13 protein-coding genes are annotated in these 18610 nt (G+C 45.2%); 7 read left to right on the forward strand and 6 right to left on the reverse strand.

Going from position 1 to position 18610, the window contains the following annotated elements:
* Positions 1-51: 51 nt before the first annotated feature.
* Entirely contained in the window at positions 52-2682 is a 2631-nt protein-coding gene (locus tag BN3769_RS02820; protein ID WP_068467334.1) for a RasGEF domain-containing protein, read from the reverse strand.
* Between the two features lie 245 nt (positions 2683-2927).
* On the opposite strand from BN3769_RS02820, the gene BN3769_RS02825 reads away from it, so the two are divergent.
* Positions 2928-4511: a hypothetical protein gene (locus BN3769_RS02825; RefSeq protein WP_068467336.1), complete on the forward strand. Its 1584-nt coding sequence runs from the start codon at positions 2928-2930 to the stop codon at positions 4509-4511.
* Between the two features lie 182 nt (positions 4512-4693).
* Positions 4694-6370, forward strand: a complete 1677-nt coding sequence (locus BN3769_RS02830) for an alpha-keto acid decarboxylase family protein (protein WP_068467338.1) — start codon at positions 4694-4696, stop codon at positions 6368-6370.
* 135 nt (positions 6371-6505) lie between these two features.
* Here the strand turns inward: BN3769_RS02830 and BN3769_RS02835 are convergent, their stop codons facing one another.
* A complete protein-coding gene (locus BN3769_RS02835; protein WP_228840596.1) occupies positions 6506-7009 on the reverse strand; it encodes a cytidine deaminase in 504 nt (167 codons plus the stop codon).
* Between the two features lie 84 nt (positions 7010-7093).
* Positions 7094-7918 carry a C40 family peptidase gene (locus BN3769_RS02840; RefSeq protein WP_068467340.1) on the reverse strand — a complete coding sequence of 275 codons (825 nt, stop codon included), beginning with the start codon at positions 7916-7918 and terminating at the stop codon, positions 7094-7096.
* Positions 7919-8139: 221 nt separating this feature from the next.
* Here BN3769_RS02840 and BN3769_RS02845 point away from each other — a divergent pair, with 221 nt between their 5' ends.
* From BN3769_RS02845 to BN3769_RS02865, 5 genes are read left to right on the forward strand one after another with little or no spacing between them, the layout of a single operon-like run.
* Positions 8140-9732, forward strand: a complete 1593-nt coding sequence (locus BN3769_RS02845; protein WP_068467342.1) for a peptide ABC transporter substrate-binding protein — start codon at positions 8140-8142, stop codon at positions 9730-9732.
* A 17-nt stretch (positions 9733-9749) separates the two neighbouring features.
* Positions 9750-10679, forward strand: coding sequence for an ABC transporter permease (locus tag BN3769_RS02850; RefSeq protein WP_068467496.1), 930 nt, complete (start codon positions 9750-9752; stop codon positions 10677-10679).
* Between the two features lies 1 nt (position 10680).
* Entirely contained in the window at positions 10681-11592 is a 912-nt protein-coding gene (locus BN3769_RS02855) for an ABC transporter permease (protein ID WP_068467344.1), read from the forward strand.
* The gene (locus BN3769_RS02860; RefSeq protein WP_068467347.1) at positions 11589-12596 is read left to right on the forward strand and encodes an ABC transporter ATP-binding protein; all 1008 of its coding nucleotides are present in this window, start codon (positions 11589-11591) and stop codon (positions 12594-12596) included. The genes BN3769_RS02855 and BN3769_RS02860 overlap by 4 nt, the downstream gene beginning before the upstream one ends.
* Positions 12574-13527, forward strand: a complete 954-nt coding sequence (locus BN3769_RS02865) for an ABC transporter ATP-binding protein (protein WP_068467348.1) — start codon at positions 12574-12576, stop codon at positions 13525-13527. Before BN3769_RS02860 ends, BN3769_RS02865 begins: the two co-directional genes overlap by 23 nt.
* 275 nt (positions 13528-13802) lie before the next feature.
* Here the strand turns inward: BN3769_RS02865 and BN3769_RS02870 are convergent, their stop codons facing one another.
* The 3 genes from BN3769_RS02870 to BN3769_RS02880 form a co-directional block, all read right to left on the reverse strand.
* Positions 13803-15314: a hypothetical protein gene (locus BN3769_RS02870; protein WP_068467350.1), complete on the reverse strand. Its 1512-nt coding sequence runs from the start codon at positions 15312-15314 to the stop codon at positions 13803-13805.
* Positions 15315-15615: 301 nt separating this feature from the next.
* Complete coding sequence (locus BN3769_RS02875; protein WP_068467353.1) at positions 15616-16530, reverse strand: alpha/beta hydrolase; 915 nt, start codon at positions 16528-16530, stop codon at positions 15616-15618.
* 193 nt (positions 16531-16723) lie between these two features.
* Positions 16724-18535 (reverse strand): universal stress protein, encoded by a 1812-nt coding sequence (locus BN3769_RS02880; RefSeq protein ID WP_068467354.1) that lies wholly within the window; start codon positions 18533-18535, stop codon positions 16724-16726.
* Positions 18536-18610 lie beyond the last annotated feature (75 nt).

The following is an 18610-nucleotide window of genomic DNA, read 5'->3' on the forward strand; positions in this document are numbered from 1 at the left end:
ATTCTCTCGGACAAGGGCTTTTTATTTTATCTGCTCAATACGTGCCAACGCCTATGCGCTTTTTCTGGCGGCTTCGCGAGGCTCATTTTTAAGAGAAAGTTTATAGTAATAATCTTCGAAGAATGAATCTTTATTTTTTCCTTCTGGAATTTGGCTATCAGGAACAGGAGCAGAATAAGTATACCACGCTTGGGCATCCTCTCTCTTTGTAGAAGGATACTCCCTCAAAGGAGTAGCCAATGTCGCAAATTCATCGGCAAGCGTATTCAATTCTTTTTGATATTTTTCTATTCCTATTTGATAATTTTTAATAGCCGCGTCATTGCTTTCTTTGAACTTATTTAAGAGACTAGCAATATTTGCACGAGCGTCTAAAGGCTCATCTTTCGATAAAGTTTCTAAACGTTTTTGAAATTTTTCAAACTGTTCAATTTCAGCCTTTACATCTGTTAATCTTGTTGATAACTCTTTTTTCTTTACAGGTTCTTCTTCCGTTTTGGCTCTTTTCTCTAAATCGACTGCCTTTTCCTGCAAAGACTTAAGGCGAGCTGGCATATTAACCTTATCACTCATTCTAATATGAACCATAAAGTCCCGAACGTCCTTGGCCTCCTTAAGTTGGGCTTCCAAATCTTGCTTTTTAAAAGACAATTTTAAAGTTGAGCTTGTCGTGTTGTCTATTTGTTTTTGGACATCAGAAATTTGACGCTCGATTTGTGTGATGGATGCCTCTAAAGATAAAGGATTGCCACTCTGACTTATATCCTGTAACGCTTGATCAATGAAATCATTAGACCAATTCAAATTTCGTAATGAATCCTTCAAGGGATCTTGTTTATCAGAAGCGAACGTGAGAGGAGACAAGAAGGCCATGGCGATAGAAGGAATAACGGGCAATCCCTGCTCATTGCCTGGATACTTAAGCATAGCCGCTCTTTCTAGAGGAGCCGTTTCCAACGAAGGACTTCCTTGCTTAGCTTGAAGTCGCTCAAGCATAGCCTGTGCATCCTTTGGAAGCGCTTCTTTCGTCTTTTTTAGACGAGCCACATGGGCTAAGCTCAATCCCGCTAAAACGGACTGAGATGTCATGAAATCGCCTCTTTGATCGGCCATATCCGCCAAACGAATGTACATTTCCATTGTCTTGACGCGTTCTTTAAAATTCGCCTTCGATACAATTCTATCAGCTACACTATTACTCATATTGGTAGACGCTTGAATCAATTCATTAAGATGTGGGCAATTCTTAGCATAAGTGGATTTACCTGAGTGGCTTCCGCTGGCAAAGAGTTCTTCTTTGGTGACTTGAGAAAGAAGCGAAGCAAATGTTCCCCCGGATTGATTGCAACACTGCTTGAGTGCAGCTTGTTGAACTTCTTCGAAATTGGCTCTATTGCTAGCACTCGCGCGCAACACTTGCCTGCCCCAATGGGTTGACTGCATTTTATTTAAAAGTTCTAGAGCGGATAAAGGATCTTTCTCTACTTCACTTGCAGCCGTTTTAAGCATTTCTTTCATGGCCGCCCTCGACTTCTTATCAACCGAGATAGAGCTCAGGGGCCCCTTATTTTCTCTTACTTGTATGCTCTTGTCTTTTTCTGAAAAAGACAACTTATAGTCACTTCCCTTGCTTTGGATGATATCTAGTAAGTCGGTGTAGTCTTTTGAAGTCGACTTCTGGAAAATAGGCAGGGTAGCTTTTAAAGAAGATCGATCGACAGAATGAGATGAAATAGCCGGATTTTGAGAAGCAACGGCTTTTGTTTTATCCTTGCTGCTTGTTAAAGCTTCCCATTTAGTTTTAAACACCTCTCTAATTCCGCCCAACTTCTCACCAGTGCTTCTTTTCAATTCCCCTAATTTGTCGCCAGCCTCTCTTTTCATTTCATTCAATTTTTCTCCGGCATCCTGTTTCAATTCGCCCAGCTTGTCGCCGGCATCCTTTGTAATTTGTCCGCCTTTCGTTTCATAGGCCTCTAATTTAGGCTCAAGCCGGCTTTTTAAATCCGCCACGCCATCCTTCATTTTTTGGGAGCCAGATTCGAAAACGGCAATGCTCTTATCCTTGAAATAAATCGCCGCATCTTTTACGCCCCTTGTCAATTCTTTCCTTCCCTCGGCTGACCCCAGCTTTTTGAAAAAAGAAGTCGTCGCCGTATTGACTTTTTTGAAGGCTGTTTTAAGGGCTTCAGGCGCATTGTCCTTAATCTCTCGCACTCTGCCAGGCAAAGCCTCTTTGACCTCCGTAAATTTATCAACTGCCGCATCCCTTAATTTTCCGGCTTTTGTTTTGATGTCCTTGAAGCCTTGACTCATTTGAGACTTCACGTCTTCTCGCCCTTTTTCTGTCGCCAATTTTTTACCGAATTGCAATAGCCTAGCCCCTACTTGAGACACTTTGGAAGCAAGCGTTTCCACAAAAGTGGCCGCCGCTCCTACCGCAATATTCACAGCACGTCTAGGCTTACTCGCCACTTCCTGCTGCACGTCTAAACGCGCGTCGGTAAAACTTTTCTCGGCCTTGTGAGTTTCTCCGGATTTAGGGACGTTGGCAGAAAAATCATGCCCCCCTTGAGTAGAAACATGCTTGCCTTCTTGAAGTTCAGCCGAATGAGCTTCTTGAGGTAAAGATGTGGTTTCAACAGTAAAAGAAGAAAAAGAAGATCGCTCATGAACAGACATAAAAACCCTCAAATCTTTTTATTAAAACTAATAATTCTCTCAAATTATATTATAACAAATCGAACTAAAAAATCACATCTCAATAATTTAAATTATTAAATTTATTAAAAAACACACTAAAAACTATCATTTTAATACATTTATGGTTCTCAAAATAGAAGTCTTTGCAAAATTTAAATCTGGATTTAATTTCTCATTAATAAAAATTAAGTATATAAAAGTTTGAATTAACAAAGGAAATCCTCATGTGCACATCTTTATCTCAAGCATTAAATCAAGAATTTCCTCAAGGTTATTATGAAGGGTTAGGACAAGGAAATTGGCTTAAGTGGCAGAAAAGTTATTTATCGCATACCCACGAAGGATGGAGGATTGTTCATTTAAATTTATTTCAACGCATAGCCCGCCACCTATTTGGCTCATATGCCTCTACCCATTTAAAAGTTGTGACTCATTATCTCAGTCAAGAGCGGGATTTAAGCCCTGTTTTATTAAATCGCATGAGAACCGTTTGGCAAAAAAACTATCCGCAACATCCCTGCCCTCTTCCTTCTTCGCCATTTTCTGCAAGGCTGTCTTCTCTTGCACCAATTGAGTCTTTTATTCAGGGTAGTCGCCTACCGCAGTCTATCCCTTTTGAGCAAAGTCCGTGTTCAGAACCCTCCCCTATAAATATTTCGCTCTCCCTTCCCTCTAATTCTTTGCCAATGCCGTCCTTGCCTTCCGAACAAAACATAGAGGTGAAGCCTAAAGCCACATCTCCTTTGCTTCCATCTTCAAAAACGCTATCTCTGTCTATCGAGCGTTTGTCGCAAGTAAAAGGCATCATTGAGACTTACCAGGATCCTCTCCTTGAAATAAAGACTTTGGAGGATCTTAAAGCTGTTGTTTTAACAGATGGAGTGACGGAAGAAGAATTCGATTTGGTATGGTCTAAGATGAACGGTCTTATTCCTAAAGAAATGGCTCCGCCAATTCCTACGTTCTCTAAAGAACGCTTATCCGATGTAAAAGCCCGCATTCAACCTTACCTAGAGCTTGGACTAGACGAGCTGGCTATTCAATCTATTGTAGTTGACGACGGAGTGACAAAAGAAGAATTTCAGATGGCTTGGGCTGACATGCCTATAGAAAAAAAAGAAGACCCCGCTCCAAAGGAGAGTCCCTCTATTCGCTATGCAGGCCTGCCCGGCGAGTGGTATAAAATGGCGACGTCGCAGGTCAAGCAGCAAGCTCCTAATGCCTGTACATCGATTGCCCTTTTCTCGCTGAACGCCCTGCTGGCGGATCCCGCGGCTTTTACTCCTGACGCCTTCAATAAATGGATAGAAGACGGAAGTTCGAGCCATTTAGCCAAATATGGCAATGGCCCTCTTAACCGCTTTGTCAGAGAAGTGATTGTAGAGCTGCATTTAGATCGTTTGAATTCGATTGCCGAACTGACTTTTGATCCTGCTTTAGCTGGAATTTTAGAAGAGGCCCCTCAAACACCGAAAGAATTAACAGCTAAAATGATTGAAGCCGGAAAGGGAAAGCCTTTTGCCGCGACCTTATCGGATGGAAGGGAAACGATTGCCCTTTATTATAAAAGCGATAAAGAAATCTATGTTCTCGATTCCCATCAAAAGAGCTTTCATCCCGCCTCCCAACCAGAGATTCATCTAGAAACAGCTTATATCGTTAAATGCCAAGATAAAGGCGAATTGGACGACTTTTTGTTTAAACACCGCTATTTATTTGATGCGGAAGCACAAGAAGACATTGCACAGGGATGGGGAATAGGCACCTTGAATGGAGCCAACCAGATCGATGTGACAATTTTTCAATAAATGCCCTTAAAATAAAAGCGGACTTTCTCCCTTTCAGAGAAGTCCGCTTTCTTTATTTAACCTGACTTATAACAAAAACATTTGGAGATATTCCCCAATTTTCGTTTGAAATAGCACAGAAAATAAAAAAAAAGCTATAGCTATTGACTGAAATTAACAAAGCAATGGTTATGGAGAAGAACATGCAAGCAAGATCCTCTGCAGGGCAAACGACAATCGGCTATTATTTATTGGACCGCCTACATGAATTAGGCGTCGAGCATATTTTTGGCGTTCCGGGCGATTATGTCTTGCGATTCGATAAACTAATCGAGCAGCACCAGATAAAATTCATCAATACAACCCGCGAGAATACGGCCGGGTATGCCGCTGATGCCTATGCCCGCCTGCGCGGCCTTGGCGTCGCCTGTATTACTTATGGCGTGGGAATCAATATCACCAATGCTTTGGCGCAAGCCTATGTGGAAAGCTCTCCCTTAGTCGTCATCTCGGGAACCGTGGGAACCGATGAATTTAAACGCCATACCACCCTCCATCATCTCATTAATAAATCGATTACCATTCATGGAGACCGTACGCAATTTGACGTCTTCAAAAATGTCACAATTGACCAGGGCATTTTAGATGATCCGAAAACGGCCGGAGAAATTATCGACCGCGTGCTTCTTTCGTGCTGGCAGCATAAAAAGCCCGTTTACCTAGAAATTCCCCGCAATTTGGTGGACCAACCGCTGCCTTCTTATCCTTCTACTCAATCTTTTCGTTATCCGCCCAGCGATCCCGACGCGTTGAGGGAAGCGCTGGAAGAGACGCGCCATCTTTTCTCAACCAGCCGCCGCCCCCTCATTTGGGCCGGCCATGAAGTTTTGCGCTTTCAGCAAAGCCAAACGCTTCTGGATTTTGCCGAACGCAATCGGATTCCCATCGTTTCTTCCTTGCTCGGTAAGACAGTAGTGGATGAACACAATCCGCTCTTTGTCGGCGTCTATCAAGGAGGGATGAGCCCCAAAGAAGTGACAGATACGGTCGACGAATGCGATTGCATCTTGATTGCCGGCGTGATCATGCATGACCTAGACACAGGCATTTTTACAGCTAAAGTCGACCATGAGCGCCGCATTGTCGCCAATAGCGACTCGTTGACCATCGGCCATCACCACTATCATCACGTGAACTTAGTCGATTATCTCGTGGGACTTAATACATTAGATCTAGGCCTTTCCCATGCCCCCTTTCACACATCCCGCCATGCCCGCCTTTCTGAGTCCTTCACCCCCCAGCCGGACGCAAAAATAACAACCAAGCGCGTATTCGAATGCCTTCAAAGCCATCTTCGTCCCGAGCATATCATTGTCTCCGATGTAGGAGACTGCTTATTTGGAAGCGCAGACCTCGTCTTGTCGCATGATTCTTTCCTCGCATGCCCCTATTTTGCCAGCTTGGGTTTTGGCACGCCCGGCGCCGTTGGCGCCCAAATTGCAGAGCCCAATCGACGCGTCGTCGGCATCATCGGCGATGGCGGCTTTCAAATGACGGCCATGGAATTGTCGGCAGCCATCCGCTATGGCTTGGATCCTGTCATGATTATTTTAAATAACCACGGCTATGGAACAGAAAGGCCGCTTTTAGAAGGAAGCTATAACGACATTTTAAATTGGAATTATACAGAAATTCCTCGTGTTTTAGGCGGCGGCATCGGCATTAAAGTCGAGACGGAACAAGAGTTAGATAAGGCTTTGCGCCGCGCCTTTGCCGAGCGCGGAACTCTCTATCTGATTGAAATCGAGCTTGGAAAACTCGATTTTTCACCAGGTCTTCACCGCTTAGGCGAATTGCTGGGAAAAATTGTCAAAGGCTAGCCGGACGCTTGAGTCAATACATCGTATCAGAGAGGGACGCTTCCCTCTCTTGGTCATTTCTATTCGGCCTGCTAAATCAAAGATTCTCGGAAGCGGAGTGTTAATTTATGGCAAGCCGCTGATTGCAGGGGAATATCAATCCAAGTTGTGAGGGCCGAAGGCATCGGGCAAGAGCTGGCTCAGCGTTGTTTCTTTCAGCAAACGCCCGTTTTCATCTCCAATCAAAACGATTAAATTGGGATTAAATTCATTCATGACCTGACGGCAAGCGCCGCAAGGCAAGCCCCCATCTTTGGTGACCACGGCAATCGCAACAAAATTGTTGATCCCCTCTGAGATAGCTTTAAACATGGCTACCCTTTCCGAACAGCATCCCAGTCCATAAGATGCATTTTCAACATTGCACCCTTGGAAAACAGTTCCCCTGTTTGTTAATAGGGCAGATCCCACCAGGTAATGGGAATAAGGAGCATAGGCATTCTTGCGCGCTTCGCACGCTAATTGAATGAGGTCCTGTTTTGTTTTTTCTTCCACAGTTTTAATCTCCTGAATCGGAAAAATCGCTGGCATCGGTAAAATCGCTGACAAGGATTGGTTGATGGTTAAAGATAACGCTAGTAGCCATGCCTGCTTAAACATATTTACCCTCCTTTTATTGATTTGTCATGCATATAAGCAAAATCAAATGAAGAACTCAGCCATTCATCTTTATATTCAAAAAGTTTAGCTATATGTATGCGGATTCGCTTTTAAGTTCAAGCGGCGAAACGTGCGGTAAGCAAACCGCTGCTTTAAACTCGGCTCATCTAGAGAAGAGACTTGCACGATGGGAATAGGTTTGACAGACGCATGGATCAAACGATCTTGCTCAAGATAGAGAGCGACATGCTTAATCTGCGATAAGGAGGAACCGAAAAAGATCAGATCGCCTGGCTGCAGCTCCCCTTGCACCTCTTGGCACATAGGCGCCTCAATCTGCTGCCGAGCATCCCGAGGAAGCAAAATTCCCATTTGCTTGAAAAGCATTTGAATAAACCCCGAGCAATCATAGCCAAAGCTTGATCTTCCCCCCCAAGTATAAGGAAGCCCCAAAAATTGCCGGCTCAAGTCTAGCATTTCTCTCAAACTTAGCGGCGCAGGATCGACGCGTACATGCCCGCGCTGAATCCAGGCCGGCTGCCCAGTGACCAGCTGGACTTGAATCCAGCGAAAATCCTCTTCCGGCGATTCAGTCACTACATTTAGCTCTACTTCGAAGGGAAGAGTCAATAGCGGCTTCTTTCGATTGACAAATGGCTCAGCATAGACATGGGCCGCATTATGGCGAATTTGAACTTTAGAGGCAAAAGAGCAGCTTTCAGCGAGCGCATGCAGTTGATCCGATGCAATCCATCCTTGGTAGCCGTCTTCTGTCTGAATGCGCTCAAATCCCTCTTGCCGGTCAAGCACGTTTACTTGCCATCCATAAAGCGCTTGAGAGACGACTTCGCTGTCCTCAGATGGACGAACATACAGATTAGCAGCGGGGTAAGAGACGAATTTTTTCATCAGACTAATTTCTGTAAAATTTTATTTGTTTTTAATAATTATACATCAATAAACTTAAAAATTTGAATCAATTAAAACAAGAGAAACCTTGCATTCGATTTTTAGTAATTCATATTATTATTTCCTTTTAATAAATATTTTAATTCGATCATTTCTCTTTTAACTTTTCTATTCATCTCGTATAACAATTGAACGGATAACCTTTTTAGCGGAGAAATGGCATGGTCTATAAACTCTCTCTCTTTCTTTTTCTTTTTACATGCGCGCTTATTTGCGCTGCCTGCCGTCCCGAAAAGCCCGTCGCCGATCAAAAAGTCTTGCGAATCAGCTGCGAAGGCGACCCGCAAACATTGGATCCTAGGCAAGTCAGGGACCTGGCAACAGCGACGACCATGCACCTGTTGTATGAAGGATTGATGCGCAATCAGGCCGATGGACAGCCGGCGCTAGCGTTAGCGGATTCCATGACGCTTTCTCCCGATCAGAAAACGTATACGTTTAAGCTCCGCAAAAGCGCATGGACGAACGGTCAGCCCGTCACGGCTTATGACTTTGAGCAGTCCTGGAAAAGCACGCTCGATCCCGCTTTCCCCTCTCCCAATGCGTATCAGCTCTATGTAATCAAGGGAGCGCAAGGGGCTAAAGAGGGCAAGTCTCCTTTGGATCAAATCGGCATCCATGCGCTTGATCCAGAAACGCTTGTTGTGGAATTAGAGGCGCCCACGCCTTATTTTCCCCATCTATTAACGACTTACTTTTATTTTCCCGTTCATGAAACGCTGCGCAACAAAAAGACGGCTGCTTCCCAGGTCGATCTAGGTGTCGACACGGTGACCAATGGTCCCTTTCAATTAGAGAAATGGGCCAGGCACAATGAACTGTCCGTCAAGCCAAACCCCCATTATTGGGACCGATCCGCTGTCCGCTTGGATAAACTGACTTTTGTGGTTTCCGATAATCCAACGGCTCTAAAGCTTTTTCAAAATCACGAGCTTGACTGGACCGGCTCTCCTTTATCGACTCTGCCAACAGATGCGTTGATGTCTTTAAAGCAAACGAACCACTTGCAAGTCATGCCGGCCGCAGGCGTGTACCTTTTTCGCTTAAATATTGAAAAGCCTCCCTTCGACCACCCCAAAATCCGCCAGGCAATGGCTTTGGCCTTGAACCGACAGGAGCTCGTCGAACATGCGCTGCAAGGCAATCAGATTCCCGCCATGGGATTGATTCCCCCCTCTTTTCTCGCTTCCCCTCCGTTCTTTCAAGATCACGCTACTCAAAAAGCCCGCCAGCTGCTTCAAGAGGCATTAACGGAAAACCAGATGACGCTGCAGGACCTTGCCCCCATTTCCCTATGCTATGCCGGCAACGAGCGGTCGCATAAAATCGCCCAAGTCGCTCAACAGCAGTGGAAAACAGGTTTGGGAATAGATGTCCGCTTGCAAAGCTGCGAAAGTAAAGTCTTTTTTGACCGTTTAAAGAAGCAAGACTATCAAATCAGCATCGGCTCTTGGTTTGCCGATATCCGCGATCCTATTTCCTTTTTAGATGTCTTTAAATTTAAAAATAATGGAACCAATAATACGCAGTGGGAAAATCCTCGCTATATTGAGTTGCTTGCCCGTTCTTCGCAAACAGCGGATTCCACCCAAAGAGCGAAGCTATTAAAGGATGCCGAAGCAGTCTTGATGCAGGATATGCCGATCATTCCCCTCTTTTATGCGTCGTACAACTATTTGAAAGCACCCGGCATCAAAGGGGTGTATTTTTCAGAACTCGGTTATTTAGATTTCAAGAAAGCGGAGTTAGACTAAGATCATCAATTATGACCATGCTTGCTTATGCGTTTAGAAAATTCGCCTATTTCTTCTGTTCTTTATGGATAATAGCGACATTGACTTTCATCTTAATGAAATCTGTTCCAGGAGATCCCTTTGCCGAGGAACAGGTGCTGCGCAATGATATGCAGGAAGCCTTGAGCCAGCACTATGGATTGAATGATCCCTGGCCTGTCCAATATAAGAATTATATGCGCTCTCTTTTACAAGGCGATCTGGGCTATTCGCTTAAATATCCAGGGCAAAGCGTCAACCGCATTATTCAAGAAGGTTTTCCCGTCTCGGCACTGCTTGGCCTGGAAGCTTTTTTTTGGGCCATCAGCATAGGAATCGCCCTGGGCACACTGGCAGCTTTGCAAGCTGGCAAATGGCAGGAGACGGCAGTTTTATGTGTGACAACCATTGGCGTCTCCGTTCCGAGCTTTATTCTGGCCGCCCTTTTGCAATATACCCTGGCTTTAAAATTAGGTCTTTTTCCCTTGGCTCGCTGGGGAACTTTTGCTCAAACGCTTCTTCCTTCCCTTGCTTTGGCAGCACTGCCGCTTGCTTTTGTTGCCCGCCTGACGCGCGCCAGCCTGATCGAGGTTTTGCAAACGGATTATATTAAAATCGCCAGGGCCAAGGGCTTGTCTTTTTTCGCATTGATTAAATCCCATGCGCTCCGCAACGCCCTTTTGCCTGTTTTAAGCTATCTGGGCCAGCTGATGGCCAACATTTTAGTGGGAAGCTTTGTTATCGAAAAAATTTTCAGCATTCCGGGCCTTGGCCAATGGTTTGTCAATAGCGTCGTTAATCGAGACTATTCGCTCATCATGGGCCTAACTTTATTTTATAGCGTCATTTTAATGACCTCCCTTTTCTGCGTCGACATGGCCTATGGGCTGCTAGATCCCCGCATTCGCCTTCTCAAGAGGGAGGATTAGCATGCAGCCTTTAGAAGACGATTTGTTTGTTCCCGCCCTTGCTTTAAAAGAAACCGAGGACCCCCCTTATCCTGTTTCCACTGCTTGGCAGCGCTTTCGCCAAAGCCGGTTTGGCTTGTGCGGATTAATGCTCCTGGCAGTCATCGCCATCCTGACGCTGAGCGGGCCATTCCTTTCCGGTTACCCCTATGATGCGACCCACTTAGCGCTAAAAAATCAGCCGCCTTCTTCTCAATTTTGGTTCGGCACAGATGATCTGGGGCGCGACCTTTTTACGCGGGTCTGGTACGGTGCGCGCATTTCCCTCTGCGTTGGATTATGTGCGGCCATCATGGACTTATTTATCGGCCTATTATGGGGAGGGATCGCGGGCTTTTTCGGCGGAAAAATAGATGAAACAATGATGCGGCTAGCCGATATCCTTTATTCGCTTCCCTATTTGCTTGTCGTGATCATGCTGACAGTGGTATGGGGATCGGGACTTTTCTCAATTATCGCCGCCCTGGCCTTGATCGGCTGGATCACAATGGCGCGCATCGTTCGCGGCCAAGTCCTCCTCCTCAAAGAAATGGATTACATTTTGGCAGCTAAAGCCTTGGGCGCCGGACCTTTCCGCCTCTTGTTCAAGCATCTCTTGCCCAATGCCATGGGCCCGGTAGTAGTGACACTTACTCTGACTATCCCCTCTGCCATTTTTTCAGAAGCCTTTCTAAGTTTCTTGGGCCTAGGCATACAGGCCCCTATGGCCAGTTGGGGAACAATGGCTAGCGAGGGCTTGCCAGCCATGACTTTTTACCCTTGGCGGCTGTTTTTCCCGGCTTTTTTCATCAGCTTGACCATGCTCTCTTTTCATCTGATAGGAGAAGGACTAAAAGACGCATTAATCAAGTCCGAACAGGTTAATCTATTATGAAAATGCCCTTGCTTGAAGTCCGCCAGCTAAACCTTTATTTTCCCACTCGAAGAGGATCCCTGCAGGCGCTTAGAGGTGTCGACTTTAAACTTTATCCGCAAGAGATTGTGGGATTAGTGGGCGAATCAGGATGCGGAAAAAGCCTGACTGCCCAAGCGATCCTTCAGCTTTTGCCCTCGGCCTCTCATACGCTGCAAGGACACATTTTCTTTGAAGGGAATGACCTATTGCTCAAAGCGGAAAAAGACATGCGCCGCATAAGAGGCAAAAGAATCAGCTTGATTGGTCAAGATCCGGCAGCCTCCCTCAATCCCACGCGCCGCCTTGGCGACCAATTGATCGAAGGGCTCATGCAGCATGAAAAGTTATCTAAACAAGCCGCCTTAGCCCAAGGCATTGAATGGCTAGAAAAAGTCGGCATAGGCGATGCCTCTTATCGCATGCGCCAATATCCCCATGAAATCAGCGGAGGCATGAAACAGCGCATTTTAATTGGAATGGCGTTGGCCAACCGTCCATCTTTAATTCTAGCCGATGAACCCACAACTGCTTTGGATGTCACCATTCAAGCACAAGTATTAGAGCTGCTCAAATCGGCAAGAGATGAGCACAAAACAAGCATTCTATTCATTACCCATGACCTAAGCACAGTAGCCGCCTGCTGCGATCGCGTGCTTGTCATGTATGCCGGGCAGATTGTCGAGTCCGGACGAGTCGAAGATATTTTTCGCTCCCCTCAACATCCCTACACCCAAGCACTTATACAAGCCAAGCGCAGTTTAACAGAAGCGATAGACCAGCCCTTGTTTACCCTTTCGAGCACGTCTCCCATTCAAATTAATCTGCCGCCTGGATGCCCTTTTGCCGCCCGCTGTCCGCATGCGATGAAGATCTGCCAGCAGCAGCGCCCCTCTTCTGAGGAAACGCCAAGCGGGCAGGCTGCTTGTTGGCTTGTTTATAAGAAAAACCAAGGTTGTTCTCATGCTGCCTCTCCTAACCGTTGAGAATTTATCCAAGCAATTTCGCTTGAATGGCCGCCCTGTACAAATTATCCATCCCCTGTCTTTTTCACTAAATCCTGGCGAAATTTTTGGATTGGGTGGAGAAAGCGGCTGCGGAAAATCGACGCTTGCCAAATTGTTACTACGCTTGATTGAGCCTTCTTCTGGATCTATTTGGTTTGAAGGAAAAGATCTCGTGCAGCAATCAGCCTCGGCCTTGAAGCCCATTAGACGTCATATGCAAATGGTCTTTCAGAATCCCTCAACTTCTTTGAATCCGCGAATGAATGTAGAAGACATCTTATATGAACCGTTTTCGATCCATGGACTATTAAGCCGTCCGCAGCGAAGCGAGCGGGTGAGGGAACTTTTGCGTCAAGTCGGCTTGCCCGGCCAATTTTTAACGCGCTTGCCTCAAGAATTAAGCGGCGGACAAAAGCAGCGCTTGGCCATTGCGCGGGCCATCGCCCTAGAACCGCGCCTATTGATCTGCGATGAGCCCTTCTCGGCCCTGGACATTTCCATTCAAGCGCAATTGGTCAATCTGCTAAAAGAGTTGCAAAGCCGCTTAAAGCTTACCTATCTCTTTATTTCCCATGATTTAGCCGTCATGCGTTATTTTACCCATCGCATTGCCATTATGTACTTGGGACAGTTTGTCGAGCTAGCTCCTAGCCAATCGCTTTTTGCCACTCCCCTCCATCCCTATACGCAAGCCTTGATTGCTGCCGCTCCAGCTTTGGATTTCAATTTTGAGAAAAAAAAGTCCCTGACAGTCCTCAAAGGAGACATCCCCAGTTTGTTACATCCGCCGCAGGGATGTGCCTTCCATACGCGATGTCCCTTTGCCTCCGCTGTGTGCAAACGCGTGAAGCCTGCTTGGCGGGAAGTCTCCCCCCAGCATTTTACCGCTTGCCATTTACATAAAGCCTGAGTTCTTTTCCCTTTAATCCGTGTCAAAACCTCAAATTAAAATATTAACCGCCAACCTGAGTTTGGAGTTTTTCGATCGGTGAAAGCTTTCACGGCGGCCTAAAAGGCAAAAGCTCAATACTCAGCTTAATAGCTAAACAAGTTTTTATTATTTTAGAGATTTCTGCCTAGACAAGGGGTATTTGAATACTGGATTTACAACCAGATAGCTCATCATGAAAGACATGTGACAAGCCCCTTTTGATTGCTCAAAAGGGGCTTGTCAATTAGACAGGTTTATTCTTCACAGACAGCTTCAAAAATATAGAGAGGATTAAGGCCTGTAAAGACCGGAGGACTAGATAAGGAGCTGGCAGCAAAAAAACGAGTAACGTGTCCATTAAACAATAAAGGAGACGAGAAAGCCCCTCCCTGTCCAAAATATTGAAAGGGCTGTCCATTCGGATTCAGTAAAGTAGGCAGTTGTTGCCATACGCCTCTATGACGGCGGAAAACCAACATGCCGCCTTGTTGCAGGCCAGCCGGACCCGAGCGATTGGAATCCGAAATAATCGCTAGGCGATCTTGAAGCTGAACATAGTTAAAGCCAATTTCAGTGGAATTGAAGTCGTCGGATGTAACTTTTTGCGCCTTTATCCATCGGTCTCCTTGAAGTTTATAAAAATAGGCAGCTCCTAAGGGAATAGTAGAATTGAGAAGATTTTCAAAGGGGCATGCAATAAGCGCCCATCCATCATCCATAGAAGTCCATACGCCAAAGCCATCGCTTACACCGCTTGTCTGTGTAACAGCTAAGCTTTGATCGCCTATTAAACGTTGGACATACCTCCAGCCATGATGCGTCGACAAATGAAATACATAGACTGTCCCGTTTTGTATGACCCCATTAATCGGCTCCGGCTGGTCGCTAATAAAGGCAAAATCCTTATCCATGGCAACGGCGCTGCCAAAAAAATTGAGGGCCCGAACACCAGTTGGGTTTGTTAATATTTGTTTAAGTTCCCAAAGTCCCGTCAGCCGATTTAACTTAAAGGCAAAAGTTGCTCCTGCAGAAGGAAGCACCTCTCCTGTCAAGGGATTGATGGCCTCTTGACCGGACCCAATTAAAAGCCACCCTGTTTTAGCATCGACAACATTATTAAAACCCAAGCCTGCTCCGTCGCTTAGCCCTTCTAATCCAGGTGTAGATTGATCGATAACTTGTACAAGTTCCCATAGATGGGCCGTTGTTCCGCTAACCGGAATGGAAGACAAGTGATAGACAAGAAGCGCCCCTGCAAAATTTGGATTAGGATTGGAAGGCACCCCTAAAGGAGTTCCAGTCGCCGGAATGAAGAGATACTTGCCTTGCGAGCGGATCGTCCCTTCTCCAAAGACATTCTCCATACCGTTCGTTGTCAATGTCTGGGTTAAAATCCACTGTCCCCCTTCGTTAAGGTAAAAAATATAAACAGCGCCTGCATCTGCAAGCCCTCCGGCTTGTGCAAACGGAGCGCCGACAAATAGATATCGTCCATTAAAAGCGATGGAGACTTCTAAACCCAAGCCATCTCCTACAGGAGTTAAACGTCCTGGGATTGTGCCTTGAAGGATTGCTGTTTCCCGATACCCTAAATGGCAGGCATGGCGGCTTCTTAATTGTTCTTGAGCAAAAGGCAGCATTGCCTCTTCCGAAGGAGGCAAGATCGTTAGGGCCCCTTGCTTGGTTTCTTCAGCCAAAAGACAAGAAGAAAAGGCTGTTAATAAAATGAAGAAAGCCTTTTTAAGGGAATGCAGATAAATGTTCATTTCTTCTCCTTAAGTAAGAATGAAGAACACTCAATAGCAAATAAAATTTTTATTTAAAATTAAAAAAAATTGCATTCCAACTGTTATATTTCAGACGTTTTAAAGAAAAGCCCAATTCCCTCATTTCTTAAAGTGGATTTGCTGATCTTTAGAAAGTTAAGCTAGCCGAACAGCCTTCTGTTTTGTTAGGAGAGGAGGGATTAACAATATCCATGATTTATAAATCCTCTCTTTATTCATCCCCCTACCTTGCAATAGCGAAAAAGCCGGAAGACAAAGGAAAGATCCCCATACCTATCGTCTAATTAAGACGGTTGCGAAATCCGATTGCCCTTATCGCATCATTGAATTCTAAATCAGTTAGGAGGCGGCTATGAGGATCTTCGCAATCATCTTCGGCCGTAATGAAATGAGTGTCTGCATCCCTGCCATAAATGGATTGAAACAGCCTAGCGGGAGAATTAATAATGGGATCCTTCAAATGCGTGATCACGCATTTTCTGCCCCTAATATGCGGCCATGCAGACTTTGGACTAAAATCCCAACCCGTGGATTTAAGAGCCAGCCACGCAATTCCCCGAATAATTTTCAGCTTTTGGACAAGGAAGCGAAGAAAAGCATTGGGAACATATTGCTCAACAATGGCGTTGAAAGCCAACGATAATCTGGAATAGGAACGATCGCTAATGATCGCTACTCCGCTTCGCCTTTTTGCGACTTCAGAGGCAGGACCGACACCCAAAGAATGGGCATGCAGGGCAATTAGATGGCGAGGCACTTGAAACTTTTCCTCAATATAGTCAACAACAGATTCTCCATCATTGGTAATCCCAGATCCCGTCGCCTTACCATTGCTTTTTCCCACCCCTCGGTAGTTGAAAATAACGACGTTGATCCCTCTTTCTACATACTTCTCCACAAAAGCGCTAAACCAATAGTGATACGCTCCCATTCCAGCAAAAATCACAATAGTTTCTTCCGCAGAACTGACAGACTGATTTGTTTGATGATCCATTCCCGAAAAATAAAAGGCATGTAATTTATTCCCATCTTTATTAAAAATATCTAATACTCTGCCCTTATACTTTTCCCTCATTCTCTCCGCTTGCGTGTCATGCTCCTCTACGACTTGCGGCTTTAGAATTCGGCTTTGATTAGGAACAATAAATGTTCCCATTAATTCGCTAAAATAATTTAGACAATGATTAACAATCATAAGTCACACATTAGTTATTACATAAAAAAATTTATTACATAAAAAAAACATTGACTAATGTTATATCTTCTAATTAAAAAATCACAATTAAATTTAATTACAAACTTATAAGAATAGGAAATATCTGGACCGGTGGCGGCTTGCCGGGCTTAATCAATCATCAGCCAGTACGCGTTTCTAAAATTTTTATTTACTATGAAATCACTAAAAGGTCAATCTCTGGCGGTAAAATTTCCGATACTTCCCTTACAACATTCCCTCTCAGCATTTGCAACATGGCGCTATGGCGGGGTCTTCCCAGAATAATGCGGGAAACATGAAGGCGTTCGGCCATATCCACGATAGTATCAACGGGAGAATCGCTGACGGTGTAAAAGAATTTGATGACCATTTCATGCGAACTGTCTTTAGCATAGTCAAAGATGCGGCAGGCTTCCTCATCATCAAGCCACGTGCGGCTGCGATCTTCTTCCGTGATAATTTTTTGCTCGCGAATGAATAAAATATATAAAGGCTGCTCATACTTTTTAGCTTCCTGCAAGGCAAAATTGAGCGTTTTGCCGACGCTTCGAACAGCGCAAAGCATGGCACCTTGGTGCAAAGGAACGCGGGTATCATCTGTATAGAGAGAAGCGTGCTTGAGTTTAACTTTTTTGGTTGCCCATTGCCTTTGGCGATGTTCTATCACTAGGGCACGCAGGATTAATCCAGCAGTCAGCATGGAAATGGCAAAGCGGCGCGCATTCGGCTTATCGACAAAAAGAGTTAACTCAATGACAGCCATGATGGCGCACGTGCCCCACATAAAATAGCGTTCAAATCGGCTCATGGGTAGGGTTTGATCATAAGCATTAACGCCGAGGTTAGTGGCAATGGCGCCTACGAATCCAACAGCATATAAATCCGCCAAGGATGCCACATCATGGACAAAGAGCAAAATAATAGCGGGAGCAATTGTCGCTAAAAGAAGAGGGTAACGGGGAACGCCAAATGGAGTCAGCGTTTGAAATGCTCCGGGCATTTCGCCATCGCGCGACATGACAAATAAGAGCGAGATAAGAGCCGTGATAGCTGTATTGGTTGCAGAGAGAAGTAGGAGCGCAAAAACCAAACTCACAATATACCCGAAAGCATGGCCAACCACTTCCCCGCCCCAGTGATGGGAGACAAAGAAATCTCCCATATAGCGCAGCATTGAATCGCGGATATGAGATTCGTTCGGTGCATTGACATCGCCATTGACAACTTCAAGTCCTGGGATCGCATTCATCATAAATCCAAAGAGCGCCGTAAAGATGCAGACTTCTGTCATGACCCATATAATGGCTTTAGTCGAAGAATTGCTGACAGAGGGATTATCTTCCGTGCTTCCTGGATCAAGCTTCATGACTCCCGTCGTATTGGCTATTGCTTCAATTCCCGATAAAGCCACAATAATACCGACAAAATTGCTCCAGTTAGTCCACAAGCCTCCTTTAGGTGCCTCTATCCCTCTGGCAGCATCTCCAATAAAAGGCAGGGAAATGATTCCCAGCAAGACAACAACCGAAACTGTCGCAAGGGCTAAGACGAGCGCAAGATTGCCGGAATGGCGCGGCCCAAAGAAATTAATAAGCCCTATGACAAAAATCGATCCAATCGCCCAGTAGGCCGGATGAGAAACGCCTAAATATTCATAGCAGGACAAAGAGCTTAGGGCAGCTGTCACCAAGTAATCTGCAATTAAGAAAAATGCCCCGATCAAGGCTAAAACTTCGGATTTTCTTCTCGCTGATGTGTAAACGCCTCCTCCGGTTGGATTGAACTTGCAAATGGAAATATAATTGACACCGACTAGGAACATGAGCACGCAGACAGCTGCAATTAGCCAAAAGGAGCTGTATCCTGCAATAGCAAAAGCAAGCCCAATGACGTAGGCTTTGCTTGTTCCCCAATCTCCATATAAAATGGCAGCCGCTTGAAAAGCATTAACATTGCGAGGTCTTTTTGTATGAGAAATTGGCATGTCTCAAAAATGTTTAGGTTAATGATAATCGACGATCAAGGCCAATCAGTCCCGTCTGAAGCACTTGCAAACATG

It is taken from the genome of Candidatus Protochlamydia phocaeensis, from assembly GCF_001545115.1.
GTDB classification, from domain to species: Bacteria; Chlamydiota; Chlamydiia; order Chlamydiales; family Parachlamydiaceae; genus Protochlamydia_A; species Protochlamydia_A phocaeensis.